12 protein-coding genes are annotated in these 12,766 nt (G+C 68.5%); 6 read left to right on the forward strand and 6 right to left on the reverse strand.

Annotated features, from left to right (window positions below; genetic code table 11):
* Positions 1–3 precede the first annotated feature (3 nt).
* Genes BKN51_RS29550 through BKN51_RS29560 form a run of 3 tightly spaced genes read right to left on the reverse strand, consistent with a single transcriptional unit; the run spans position 4 to position 1,519 of the window.
* Positions 4–420 carry a nitroreductase family deazaflavin-dependent oxidoreductase gene (locus BKN51_RS29550; protein ID WP_101610751.1) on the reverse strand — a complete coding sequence of 139 codons (417 nt, stop codon included), beginning with the start codon at positions 418–420 and terminating at the stop codon, positions 4–6.
* A gap of 36 nt (positions 421–456) precedes the next feature.
* Positions 457–807 carry a PLDc N-terminal domain-containing protein gene (locus BKN51_RS29555; protein WP_101610752.1) on the reverse strand — a complete coding sequence of 117 codons (351 nt, stop codon included), beginning with the start codon at positions 805–807 and terminating at the stop codon, positions 457–459.
* Between the two features lie 37 nt (positions 808–844).
* Entirely contained in the window at positions 845–1,519 is a 675-nt protein-coding gene (locus BKN51_RS29560) for an oxidoreductase (protein ID WP_101610753.1), read from the reverse strand.
* A 73-nt stretch (positions 1,520–1,592) separates the two neighbouring features.
* Here BKN51_RS29560 and BKN51_RS29565 point away from each other — a divergent pair, with 73 nt between their 5' ends.
* Entirely contained in the window at positions 1,593–2,441 is an 849-nt protein-coding gene (locus BKN51_RS29565; protein ID WP_101610754.1) for a PaaX family transcriptional regulator, read from the forward strand.
* A 130-nt stretch (positions 2,442–2,571) separates the two neighbouring features.
* Here the strand turns inward: BKN51_RS29565 and BKN51_RS29570 are convergent, their stop codons facing one another.
* Positions 2,572–2,976 carry a RidA family protein gene (locus tag BKN51_RS29570; RefSeq protein WP_168214416.1) on the reverse strand — a complete coding sequence of 135 codons (405 nt, stop codon included), beginning with the start codon at positions 2,974–2,976 and terminating at the stop codon, positions 2,572–2,574.
* A gap of 48 nt (positions 2,977–3,024) precedes the next feature.
* On the opposite strand from BKN51_RS29570, the gene BKN51_RS29575 reads away from it, so the two are divergent.
* Together BKN51_RS29575 and BKN51_RS29580 are read left to right on the forward strand one after the other, a co-directional pair.
* Positions 3,025–5,376, forward strand: coding sequence for a bifunctional salicylyl-CoA 5-hydroxylase/oxidoreductase (locus BKN51_RS29575; RefSeq protein WP_101610755.1), 2,352 nt, complete (start codon positions 3,025–3,027; stop codon positions 5,374–5,376).
* Positions 5,373–6,512 (forward strand): acyl-CoA dehydrogenase family protein, encoded by a 1,140-nt coding sequence (locus BKN51_RS29580; protein ID WP_101610756.1) that lies wholly within the window; start codon positions 5,373–5,375, stop codon positions 6,510–6,512. The genes BKN51_RS29575 and BKN51_RS29580 overlap by 4 nt, the downstream gene beginning before the upstream one ends.
* Here the strand turns inward: BKN51_RS29580 and BKN51_RS29585 are convergent.
* Entirely contained in the window at positions 6,487–7,881 is a 1,395-nt protein-coding gene (locus BKN51_RS29585; protein ID WP_101610757.1) for a GH1 family beta-glucosidase, read from the reverse strand. The two genes, BKN51_RS29580 and BKN51_RS29585, sit on opposite strands and share 26 nt — an antisense overlap.
* Before the next feature lie 96 nt (positions 7,882–7,977).
* Here BKN51_RS29585 and BKN51_RS29590 point away from each other — a divergent pair, with 96 nt between their 5' ends.
* Together BKN51_RS29590 and BKN51_RS29595 are read left to right on the forward strand one after the other, a co-directional pair.
* A complete protein-coding gene (locus tag BKN51_RS29590) occupies positions 7,978–9,240 on the forward strand; it encodes an ROK family protein (protein WP_174720463.1) in 1,263 nt (420 codons plus the stop codon).
* Positions 9,241–9,373: 133 nt separating this feature from the next.
* Complete coding sequence (locus tag BKN51_RS29595; RefSeq protein ID WP_101610759.1) at positions 9,374–10,615, forward strand: glycoside hydrolase family 16 protein; 1,242 nt, start codon at positions 9,374–9,376, stop codon at positions 10,613–10,615.
* A 70-nt stretch (positions 10,616–10,685) separates the two neighbouring features.
* Here BKN51_RS29595 and BKN51_RS29600 read toward each other — a convergent pair whose 3' ends face one another.
* The gene (locus BKN51_RS29600; RefSeq protein WP_101613531.1) at positions 10,686–11,333 is read right to left on the reverse strand and encodes a GntR family transcriptional regulator; all 648 of its coding nucleotides are present in this window, start codon (positions 11,331–11,333) and stop codon (positions 10,686–10,688) included.
* 182 nt (positions 11,334–11,515) lie between these two features.
* Between BKN51_RS29600 and BKN51_RS29605 the strand changes: the two genes are divergently transcribed.
* Positions 11,516–12,760 carry an MFS transporter gene (locus tag BKN51_RS29605; protein WP_101610760.1) on the forward strand — a complete coding sequence of 415 codons (1,245 nt, stop codon included), beginning with the start codon at positions 11,516–11,518 and terminating at the stop codon, positions 12,758–12,760.
* The last annotated feature ends 6 nt before the right edge of the window (positions 12,761–12,766 follow it).

Here is a 12,766-nt window from a genome sequence, read left to right on the forward strand (position 1 = left end):
TAGTCAGCGGGAAATCGTGACGATCGGGATCACCCGATCGGTCTTCTTCTCGTAGTCGGCGAAGCCCGGCATGAGACTGACCATCTTCGCGTAGAGACGGTCGCGCTCGGCGCGGTCTTCGAGGACGACCGTCGCGGTCGCTTCGAACTTCTCCGTGCCGACCTCGATGGTGACCTTCGGGTTCGCCACGATGTTGTGGTACCAGGCCGGGTTCTTGTCGGCACCGGCGTACGACGCGGCGATGACGTACTTGCCGTCCTCCTCCGCGTACGCGAGCGGCGAGGTGCGCGGCTCGCCGCTCTTCGCCCCGATGGTGGTGAGAAGAATCAGGGAGCCGCCCTCGAACGGGCCGCCCACCTTCCCGTCGTTCTCGCGGAATTCCTTGATGATGTTCTGGTTCCAGTCGAGCATTTCGGACATCTATCCTCCTGTGTGGATCTCCGTCGCCGAGGCTACTCAGTCTTCGTGGGCCTTGCGGCGCTGCGCTTCGGCCCGTTCCCGGCACTTGCGCAGGAATTCTTCGTCGTCCTCGGCACTCGTCGCGGCGAAACGGCCCGGCCGGTCGTACTCCGGGAACGCCGGGCTCTCGCGTTCGTAGCGGCCGCGCGGGGCCCGGGCGGCGTGCTGCGGGCGACCGGCGACGAGCCAGACGATCGAGCCGATCAGCGGGACGATCAGCACCAGCAGCAACCACATCCCCTTGGGCATGTTGCGGCACGATCCTTCGTCCGTGGTGATCACGTCGACGATGCAGAAGATCCACAGACCGAGCGTGAGAACGCCGAAGAAACCATTGAAATACAGCATCGAAAATCTCCCCAGTTCCGGATTGCCGGGGTAAGTATTAGCACAGGAGGGCGTCGAGAATTCCCGCGGCCGCTTGAAGCGCCTGCGCCTGTCCCGGGCACTGCTTGGGCCCTGCTCCGAACGGACGTTTCGTCAGGTCCACTTCGACCACCGCGCCGTCGACCCACCGCCGGGTGATCCGGACCGGCGGGTCCTCGCGCAGGACCCGGTCGAGCAGGCTCTCGGCGTCTTCACCGGGCCGGCGAGCGGCCAGGGCCTTGCCGAGCAACTTGGCCGTCGCGTCAGAAGCCTGCACCAGGAGCCCGATCCGCGCGGCCGTCCGCTCGTCGACGTCACCGCCACAGACCTCGATCAGCCGCCGCATGGCCGCTTCGGCGCCGGGGCCGGTTTCGGTGTGCGGGTGGTAGCTCGCGGAAACCGTTGCGATGTCGCGGGAAACGTCCGGCAGACCGAGTTCCGCGGCCAGGACGGCGACCGGGACCGTCCACAGGATCCGGTCCACGGGCTCGTCCCGTAATTCCCGGGTGAGCGCGAAGGCCTTGTCCCGTAAGGAGCCCATCGGCGCGAGTTCGGCGAGCACGAGCGCGCGGCGCCGCGGGTGGTCCTCCGGGCGGCTGAACCGGGCGACGTTCGCCCGCAGCCACCGGACGCCGCCGGGCTCGACGTCCTGGGGCACCGGCGGGACGGGGGCTTCGATCAGCGGATTCTCCATACCGTGACGCTAAGTGCGGAACGCTTCGGTCACGACCGAAACGTCAGCTCACCGTCGTTGTTATGGTGAGCATGTGACGGCCGTGTCGGAGACAACCGAAGTCGACGGCGCGGGGCGAACGGCGCAACCGCGCCAGTTGATCGTGACCGTGTACGGCCTCTACTCACGCGGCGAAGGCGGCTGGCTTTCCGTCCGGTCCTTGATCGACCTGCTGGCGGTTGTCGACGTCGAAGAACCCGCCGTCCGGTCGTCGATCTCCCGGTTGAAACGGCGCGGGATCCTTTCCGCCGTGCGCCGGGACGGGGCCGCGGGCTATGAACTCTCCGAAAAGGCGCTGGCGATCCTGCGCGAAGGCGACGAACGCATCTTCCGCCGCGAACGCGCCACTCCCGGCGACGGCTGGCTGCTCGCGGTGTTCTCGGTCCCGGAGGCCGAACGGCACAAACGGCACATTCTTCGCACTCAGCTCGCGCGACTCGGTTTCGGGACCGCGTCGTCCGGTGTCTGGATCGCGCCCGCGCATCTGCGCGACGCGACGTCGGACATGCTCCGGCGGCTCGAACTGGAGGGCTACGCGGATCTTTTCCACGCCGAGCACCTCGCGTTCGGCGACGTACGCGAGAAGATCCACGACTGGTGGGATCTCGACCAGCTCGAGACGCTGTACACGGCGTTCCTCGACGAGCACACGCCCGCGCTCCGGCGCTGGCAGCGGCGCAAGAACACGCACGAGGCCGAGGCGTTCGCCGACTACGTCCGGGTGCTGACCGACTGGCGGCGGCTGCCCTACCTCGACCCGGGCCTGCCCGCCGAACTGCTGCCGCCCGCCTGGGCCGGGATCCGGGCCGCGGACCTGTTCTTCACGCTGCACTCGCGCTTGGGCGAGGCCGCGGCCGCACACGTCTCGCGCACCCTCCCCTAACCCGCTCCCCTCACCCCCAAGCACGCAATGAACGGGCCTTTCCTTGCAAATTTTGCAAGGAAAGGCCCGTTCATTGCAGCTCTGGCGGACTTCGCAGCCCGGGCGGACTTCGGCCCGAGAGCCGTCGCCGCTACTCCTGGACCACCGCGAAGCCCTGCACTTCCACCAGCGCCTCGACGTCCCAAAGCCGGCTCACGCCGATCCCCGCCATCGCGGGGTACTCGCTCCCGGCAAGCCGCTTCCACACCGCGCCGATCTCCCGCGCGCGGGCGCGGTAGTCGTCCATGTCGACGATGTAGATGGTCACGCTGCACAGGTCGGACGGCTCCCCGCCCGCCGCGCGCAACGCGGTGAGCAGATTGGACAGCGCGCGTTCGAACTGCTCGACCACTCCCTCGCCGACGATGCGGTTCTCTTCGTCCAAAGCCGTCTGACCGGCGAGGAAGACGAACCGTCCACTCGCCGCGACAGCGTGCGAGAAGCCGGAAGGACGGCCAAGACCGGGCGGGTTGATGCGCTCCATGCGGGTCAGCATATCCCGCATCGTTGACGGTCGTACATACCGCGACATACCCTGAGCGACGTGCGTATCGCGGTGTTAGGCGGCGGCCCGGCGGGGCTCTACTTCGCCGCGCTGGCGAAACAGCTCCATCCCGATCACGAGATCACCGTCTGGGAGCGCAACGCGCCCGACGACACCTTCGGGTTCGGGGTGGTGTTCTCCGACGAGACCCTCGGCGGCATCGAGCACGCCGATCCGGTGATCCACGCCGCCATGCGGCAAGAGTTCGCGCGCTGGGACGACATCGACGTCCACTTCCGCGGCACCGTGCACACCTCCGGCGGGCACGGATTCGCCGCGATGAGCCGCAAACGGCTGCTCGGCATCCTCCAGGAACGCTGCGCGGAACTCGGCGTGGACGTGCGATTCCACACCGAGGCGCCGGACGTGGCCGAGGCGAGCGCCGAGTACGACCTCGTCGTCGCGGCGGACGGCGTCAATTCGCCGACCCGCGCCGCGCTCGCCGAAAGCTTCAGGCCGGACATCCAGACCCGACGCTGCAAGTACATCTGGCTCGGCACCGACCTGGTCTTCGACGCCTTCAAGTTCCACGTGCTCGAGACCCCGCACGGGATCATGCAGATCCACGGCTACCCGTACAGCGACACCGCGAGCACCTTCATCCTCGAACTGCACGAGGACGTCTGGGAGCGCGCGTTCGGCCGGATCGCCGCGACCTCGCTGGCGCCGGGCGAGAGCGACGAGAAGTCGATCGAGGTCATCCGCGAACTGTGCGCGGACGTCCTCGGCGGCCACCGGACGTTCGCCAACAACTCGAAGTGGACCGCGTTCGCCACCGTGCGCTGCGCGAGCTGGCGTCACGAGAACGTCGTCCTGCTCGGCGACGCCGCCCACACGGCGCATTTCTCCATCGGGTCCGGCACCAAACTCGCCATGGAAGACGCCCTCGCGCTCGCCGCCTGCCTGCACGAACAGTCCGATACGGACAGCGCGCTGAAGACGTACGAAGCCGAGCGCCGCCCCGTCGTCACCTCGACCCAGCGCGCCGCGCAGGCGAGCCTGGAGTGGTTCGAGAACCTGGGCCGGTACACGCACCAGGACCCGGCGCAGTTCGCGTTCAACATCCTCACCCGCAGCCGCCGCGTCACCTACGACAACCTCCGGCTGCGCGATCCCGGATTCGCCGCCGAACTGGACACCTGGTTCGCGTCCACTTTGGACAACGAAGTCCGCCCGCCGATGTTCCAGCCCTTCCGGATCGGGAACCTGGACCTGCCGAACCGCGTCGTCGTCTCGCCGATGGACATGTACTCCTCCGAAGACGGCGTTCCGACCGATTTCCACCTGGTACACCTGGGAAGCAAGGCACTCGGCGGCGCCGGCCTGGTGATGACGGAGATGGTCTGCGTCTCCGAGACCGGCCGCATCACCCCGGGCTGCGGCGGCCTGTACACCGAGGAACAGGAACGGGCCTGGGCCAGGATCACCGATTTCGTCCATGGCGGCACACCCGCGCGGATCGGTGTCCAGCTCGGCCATTCCGGGCGCAAGGGCTCGACGAAACTGATGTGGGACGGCATCGACCAGCCGCTCCCCGAAGGCAACTGGGAGATCTGCGCCCCGTCCGCGCTCCCGTACGCCGAGTCGAACCAGACCCCGCGCGAGCTCACGATCCCCGAGCTGGCCGAGATCCGCGAGCAGTTCGCCGAATCCGCCCGTGCCGCCGGTCGCGCCGGATTCGACCTCCTCGAACTCCACTGCGCGCACGGCTACCTCCTGTCGTCCTTCCTGTCCCCGCTGACCAACCGCCGCACCGACGAGTACGGCGGCTCGCTGGAGAACAGGCTGCGCTTCCCGCTGGAAGTCTTCGACGCGGTCCGCGCGGCGTGGCCCGCTGATCGGCCGATGACGGTCCGCATCTCCGCGACCGACTGGTACGACGGCGGGATCGACGTCGACGAGGCCGTCGAGATCGCCCGCGCGTTCGCCGAGCACGGCGTCGACGGCATCGACGTCTCGACCGGTCAGGTCGTCAGCGACGAGAAACCCCAGTATGGCCGCAGTTACCAGACCCCTTACGCCGACCGGATCCGCAACGAGATCGGCCGCGAGTACGGCGTCGCGGTGATCGCCGTCGGTGCGATCTCGTCCTACGACGACGTCAACTCGCTCATCCTGGCGGGCCGCGCGGATCTGTGCGCCCTCGGCAGGACTCATCTTTACGATCCACAGTGGACACTGCACGCCGCGGCCGAACAGGACTACCCGATGCCGTGGCCGAAGCAGTACGCGGCGGGCAGCCGGAAGCCGCAGGGCGGCCGCACCGACGGACCGAAACCGCGGCTGGAACTGTTGCGCTCGGGGGAACCCGGCACCGCGCACGCCCGCTGGCGACCTGGGAGCGACCGATGACAGCCTTCGCCTTGAGCCCGGAGCAGCAGGCTTTCGCCACCGAAGTCCGCAGGCTCGGCGCCGGGAAACTCCGGCCGCTGGCGGAATCCGGCACCGAAGGCGCGGTCAACCGCCCGCTGCTCAAGGAAATGGGCGCGCTCGGCCTGCTTTCCCGCCTGTTCCCCGGCGTCGACGGAGGCAGCCCGAGCCGGGAGGCGGCGGCGACGGATCTCTGCATTCTGAGGGAATCGCTCGCGAGCCAGAGCACCGAAGCCGAGACGGCGTTGGCGCTGCAGGGCTTGGGTACGTATCCGGTGCTGCAGTCCGGGCAGGATTCGCAAGTCTCGAAGTGGGTTCCCGCCGTCGCCGCGGGTGACGCCGTCGCCGCTTTCGCGCTCACCGAACCGAACGCGGGCTCGGACGCGGCCGCGCTGGAGCTCTCCGCCGAGCCTGACGGCGACGGCTGGCGCCTCACCGGCGAGAAGATGTGGATCTCCAACGCCCCCGAGGCCGACTTCTACAGCGTTTTCGCCCGCACCACCCCGGAAGCGGGCTCCCGTGGGGTTTCCGCGTTCGTCGTTCCCGCCGACCGCGCCGGGCTGTCCGGTGAGTATCTCGACCTGGTCAGCCCGCATCCCATCGGCACTCTCGTGTTCGACGGGGTCCGCGTCGAACGGGACGAGCTGCTCGGCGAACAGGACCGCGGTTTCGGGGTCGCCATGCGGACGCTGGACCTGTTCCGGCCGAGCGTCGGCGCGTTCGCCGTCGGGATGGCGCAGGCCGCGCTCGACGCCGCGGTCGCCCACGCCCAGACCCGGATCGCGTTCGGCGGACCGTTGCTGAAACAGCAGACCGTGGCGCACACCCTTGCCGAAATGGCGACCCGCACCGAGGCGTCGCGCCTGCTCGTGTACGCCGCGGCCGCCGCCTACGACGCGGGCGAGCGGAACCTCGCCGGCCGCGCCGCGATGGCGAAGCTGTTCGCCACCGAGACGGCCCAGTACGTCGTCGACTCGGCCGTGCAGATCCACGGCGCGCGGGCACTGCGGCGCGGTCACCTGCTCGAACACCTCTACCGCGAGGTCCGGGCGCCGCGGATCTACGAAGGCGCGTCCGAGGTGCAGCGGACGATCATCGCCCGGTCCCTGACTTCTTGACCCGCTCGACGATGTCGCGGTAGGCCAGCCCGCTCTGCTTGATCGTCCGCGCCTGCGTCTCGCGATCGACCCGCACCAGGCCGAGCCGTTTGGCGTAGCCGTAGGCCCATTCGAAACTGTCCAAAAAGGACCAGGCGAAGTAGCCGCGGACGTCCGCGCCCGCCTGCCGCGCGGCCGCCGTGGCGGCGATGTGCGCGGACAGATACGCGGCGCGGTCGTCGTCGCGGACGAAGCCTGTCTCGTCGGGGACGTCGGCGAAAGCGGCGCCGTTTTCGGTGACGTACAGCGGCAGGCCGGGATAGTCACGGGTGATCCGGACGAGGAGTTCGGTGAGCTTGTCCGGCAGGATCTCCCAGCCCAGCACCGTCGACGGCGCTCCGAACGGGACCTTGCGGAACGCGGGCATCCCGAAGTGCTCGACCGCGTTCCCGTTCTCCTCCACCCCGGAGTACCTCGTCCCGAAGTAGTAGTCGACGCCGAGGAAGTCGAGCGGCGCCGCGATGATCGACGGGTCCCACGGCTCGGACGGCAGGCGGATGCCCTGGCGCGCGAGGTCTTCGAGGACGTCCTCCGGATAGCGGCCGTGCACGAGCGCGTCGAGGTAGAACCGCGTTCCGAGCCCGTCCTCGAACCGGGCGGCCTCGCGGTCGGCCTCGCTGGGGGTGGCCGGATCGGCGGTGCTCAGGTTGAGCGTGATGCCGAACTTCGTCCCGGGCGGCGCGAGTTCCCGCATCCGCCGCACGGCGAGGCCGTGGCCGAGCAGCAGGTGATGCGCCGCCGCCATCCCCGCCTTCGCGTCCCGGCGGCCGGGCGCCATCACCCCGTGGACGTAACCGTGCATGGCCGTGCACCACGGCTCGCTCAGCGTGGTCCAGTGGCGGACGCGGTCGCTCAGCCGCTCGAACACGAGCATCGCGTAGTCGGCGAAACGGACAGCGGTGTCGCGGGCGGGCCAGCCGCCCGCGTCCTCGAGGTGCTGCGGCAGATCCCAGTGGTACAGCGTCAGCCACGGATCGATGCCGTTGTTGAGCAGTTCGTCGACCAGCCGGTCGTAGAAGGCGATCCCGGCGGGGTTGACGCTGCCGCGCCCGCGCGGCTGCACCCTCGGCCAGGACACGGAGAACCGGTAGGTGTCGACGCCGAGTTCCTTCACCAGCGCGACGTCGGCGGGCATCCGGTGGTAGTGGTCGCAGGCGACCTCGCCGGTGTCACCGTGGTCGATCGCCCAGGGCGACTGGCCGTAGGTGTCCCAAATGGACGGTGTTCGTCCGTCTTCGGCTACCGCGCCTTCGATCTGGTAGGCCGAGCTGCCGACACCCCACCGGAAATCGGACGGCAAGGTGCCGATGAGCTCGTTTTCCTCCGTCACGGCGCCCTCCTTCCGGCCAGCCTGCCTTATTTCACCAGTTAATACATGGCGGAGGCTAAGGTCGTGGGGCATCCTGGAAAGGTCCGCCGCCATAAGATGGGTATCCGCATGCCTGCCAAGCGCACCACCGTCCGTGACCTGCGGCGGCACAACCGTTCCCTCCTGCTGTCGAAACTCTACTTCGACGGCCCGCTCAGCCGCCACGAATTGAGCGGTCTGACCGGATTGAGCGCCGCGACCGTCAGCAACGTGACCGCCGAACTCGGCGAAGAACGCCTCATCACCGAAGCCGGGCTGGTCGAATCCGACGGCGGCAGGCCCCGTGTCCTGCTCCGCGTCGATCCGGCGTATGGCCACGTCGCCGGCGTCGACATCGGCGAGACCGGGGTGAAGGTCGAACTGTTCGACCTCACCATGAACCGGCTCGCCACCGTCGAGCACCCCCTCGCCTCCCCGCGGCCGGACGCGGCATCGGCCGTCACCCAGGTGGCGTCCGGAATCCGGGAAGTGATCGCGGAATCGGGCATCGACGAAGCGACCGTGCTCGGTGTCGGCGTCGGCGTTCCCGGCACGGTCGAACAGGGCTCTGCCGAAAAGGGCGGGGCGCTCCGCGTGCACGCGCCCACCATCGGCTGGAAAGAGGTCCCGCTCACCGATCTCCTGCGCGCGGAGGGCGTCGAGCTGCCGTTGTTCGTCGACAACGGGGCGAAAACCCAGGGCCAGGGGGAAATGTGGTTCGGCGCCGGTCGCGGCGCCCGGCACGCGGTGATCGTCCTGATCGGCTCGGGGGTCGGCGCGGCCGTGGTCACCGACGGCACCACCTATCGGGGCTCCACCAGCAGCGCGGGCGAATGGGGCCATACGACGATCGTCTACGGCGGACAGGACTGCCGCTGCGGATCACGCGGCTGCCTGGAGTCCTACGTCGGCGCGGAAGGCGTCCTCGCGCGCTATCGCAAGGCGCGCGGCGGGAAGACCACTTCGGACGAGGACGAGCAGACGCAGTTCGCCGCGCTGCTGGAGTCGGCGGGCAAGTCGAAGGCCGCCGCCAAGGTGCTGGAGGAGACGGCGGGCTATCTCGGCGCCGGGATCGGCAACCTGATCAACCTCTTCAACCCGGAGCGGATCGTGCTGGGCGGTTGGGCCGGGCTGGCGCTCGGCGAGGAGTACCTGCCCGAGATCCGGCGTGTGGCGGGCGAGCACGCGCTCGCGCACGTGTTCGACCAGACCGAGATCGAACTCGGGCAGCTCGGGCCGGACGCCGTCGCCATAGGAGCCGCCACCCTCCCGGTCGCCGCCCTGCTGGACCAGGGCGCGGACCCGCGGACGGCCGGGTCCAAGCGCGGGACCGCCGCCTAAGCCTTAATTCGAGGTCAAAAAATACGTCTTGTCGCAGTGGTCAAGACCATGCATACTTTGTTGCCAGGCGCAACAAAGTAGTTTCGCCGTGCGCCTTCTCCTCGTGTCCCCAACGGTCAGAGAGGCGACAACGATGTCCATCTCCGCACGTTTCCGCCGTGTTTTTCGAAGGAGCACCGCGGTGCTCGCCGCCGCCGTCCTGCTCGGCTCGCTCCCGGCGACCGCCCAAGCCCCAGCATCCGAAGCCGCGGTCATGGCCGCGACGTTCACCGACGACTTCAACGGCCCCGCGGGCGCCGGCATCGACACCTCGAAGTGGCACTTCGAGACCGGTGACAACGTGAACAACCACGAACGGCAGTGGTACACGTCCGGGACGAACAACGCGGCGCTCGACGGCCAGGGCAACCTCGTCATCACCGCGAAGAAGGAGAATCCGGGCAACTACAACTGCTGGTACGGGCGCTGCGAGTACACCTCGGCCCGGTTGTCCACGCAGGGACAGTTCACCCAGACCTACGGCCGGTTCGAAGCACGGATGAAACTGCCGCGCGGACAAGGGATGTGGCCCGCGTTCTGGATGCTCGGCGCCGACATCGGCAACGTCGGCTGGCCCAACAGCGGCGAGATCGACATCATGGAGAACGTCGGCTTCGAGCCGAACACGGTGCACGGAACGCTTCACGGCCCCGGTTACTCCGGCGCGGGCGGGATCGGCGCGGGTTACAACGGCCCGAACTTCTCCGACGACTTCCACACCTACGCCGTCGACTGGGCACCGAACCAGATCCGGTGGTACGTGGACGGGAACCTCTACCAGACCCGCACGCCCGCCGATCTCAACGGCAACCGCTGGGTCTTCGACCACCCCTTCTACCTGATCCTGAACCTCGCCGTCGGCGGCTACTGGCCGGGAGACCCGAACTCCAGCACCGTGTTCCCGCAGCGCCTCGTCGTCGACTACGTGCACGTCAACTCCAGCAACACTTCCGGGAACACCGGGCGGATCACCGGGATCGGCGGGAAGTGCGTCGACGTCGCCGCCGCGAACAGCGCCAACGGCACCCCGATCCAGATCACCGACTGCAACGGCAACGCGGCGCAGAACTGGACCGTCGGCGGCGACGGGACGATCCGCGCGCTGGGCAAGTGCCTGGACGTCTCCGGCGGCGGGACCGCGGACGGCACCGCCGTGCAACTGTGGGACTGCAACGGTTCCGGCGCGCAGCGGTGGGCGGTCAGCGGCGCGCGTGACATCGTGAACCCGCAGGCGAACAAGTGTCTCGACGCCACCGGGAACTCGTCCGCGAACGGGACCAGGCTGCAGATCTGGACCTGCGGCGGTGGCGCGAACCAGAAGTGGACGACCCCCTGACCCACCGCGTTTCGTCCTCTGGTCGCGGTCGTTCGCACTCGGAACCACCGCGACCAGAGGACGAATTGCGTCAGGGGGAGCGTTCGGCGTAGGCCTCGACGAGCTGGTTTTCGGCGTCGGTGAGGTACTGCGCGAGGAGCGCTTCGGCGCCGGCGCCGTCACCGGCCTCGATGCGCTCGAGGATCTCCGCGTTGCGTTTGAGGTACGGCTCGTGGAAGCGCCGCGGATCGGCCATCATGTGGAACACCAGCCGGAGTTCGGCGAAGATGCCACGCATCAGCTCGTCGATCCGTTCGCTGCCACCGAGTTCCGCGATCGCCGAGTGGAACCGGATGTTCGCGGTGCCGAGGTCCTGCCAGCGCTCGCTCCGCTCGGCGAGCCTGCCGTCCTCGACCATGCGCGCGAGCTTCGCGAACGTCGGCGGCTTCTCCGTCACCGCGCGGACCGCCGAGCACTCGACGACCTTGCGCACCTTGTAGAGATCGACGACGTCCTCGACCGACAGCACCCGCACGAAGACACCGCGGTTGAGCTCGTGGGTCAGCAGCCGTTCATGCGTGAGCAGCCGGAAAGCCTCGCGCAGCGTGTTGCGGGAGACGCCCAGCGCCGAGCCGATGTCGTGTTCCGAGAGCCGCATGCCGGGCAGGAAGAAGCCTTCGGCGATGCGCGTGCGCAGGACCCCCGCGACCCGCTCGGCGGTGCTGGTGCGGCTGATCATGCCCCGGTCGGCTTCGAGTCCTTGCACTGAGACGGGACCACCCTCCGCGATCGTCACGTAACGGATCCTACCTACGGACAAGAGGGCAAGCCAAGGATCCTCTTGTGGAATTGTTGAACAATACCTACAGTGGCTATCCATGTGACCCGTGCCACCATGAACAGTCACCTCTGGAGGTGCCGATGACCGCGACAGCCACTACCGAAGACACTCGCCCCTTCGCCTGGTTCCGCACGCTCGGTTCGCGAGGCCGCCGGGCCTTCGTCGGCGCGTTCGGCGGGTACGGGCTCGACTCGTTCGACTACCAGACCTTGCCGCTCGGCCTGGCCGCGATCACCGCCTACTACGGGCTTTCCGGTGGTGAAGCGGGCCTGCTCGGCACGACGACGCTGGTGGTTTCGGCGATCGGCGGCATCGGCGCGGGCATCCTGGCCGACCGCATCGGCCGCGTGCGCACCCTCCAGATCACCATCGCGATGTACACGATCTTCACCGTGCTCTGCGGGTTCGCGCCGAACTTCGAAACGCTCCTGGTCTTCCGCGCCCTGCAGGGTCTCGGGTTCGGCGGCGAGTGGGCCGCCGGCGCCGCGCTGGTGGCGGAGTACTCGCAGGCGAAATATCGCGGCCGCACGGTCGCCTTCGTGCAGAGTGCCTGGGCTGTCGGCTGGGCGCTGTCGGTCGTCGTCTACACGGTGGTCTTCAGCATCTGGAGCCCGGACATCGCCTGGCGCGTCATGTTCTGGACCGGTGTCATCCCGGCACTGCTGGTGCTGTGGGTCCGGCGGAACGTCCAGGACGCGCCCGTCGCGGAGGCCGCCCGCGCGGCCAAGAAGGAACGCGGTTCGTTCAAGGGCATCTTCAAGCCGGACCTGCTGCGCACGACGTTCTTCGCCGCGCTGCTCGCGACCGGTGTCCAGGGCGGTTACTACACGCTCGCGACCTGGCTGCCGAGCTACCTGAAGACCACCCGGGGCCTCACCGTCATCGGGACGGGCGGCTATCTCGCGTTCCTGATCTCCGGCGCGTTCATCGGCTACGTCACCGGCGGCTATCTCACGGATCTCTTGGGACGCAAGAAAACGTTCCTGTTGTTCTCGGTGCTTTCGGCGGGCCTGATCATCGCGTACACCCAGATCCCGGCGGGCGCGAACACACTCGTGCTGTTCCTCGGTTTCCCGCTCGGGTTCTCGATGTCCGCGATCTTCAGCGGATTCGGCGCGTTCCTCGCCGAGCTGTACCCGTCGGCGCTGCGCGGGACCGGGCAGGGCTTCACCTACAACCTCGGCCGGGCCATCGGCGCGACCTTCCCCGCCGTGGTCGGTTTCCTCGGCGCGGGCGGCGCGATGGTGTTCGGCGCGGTCGGCTACGGAATCGCCATCCTGGCACTGCTCGGCCTGCCCGAGACACGCGGCCGCGAACTCCTGTGACGACAA

The sequence above is a fragment of the Amycolatopsis sp. BJA-103 genome (genome assembly GCF_002849735.1).
Taxonomy (GTDB): domain Bacteria; phylum Actinomycetota; class Actinomycetes; order Mycobacteriales; family Pseudonocardiaceae; genus Amycolatopsis.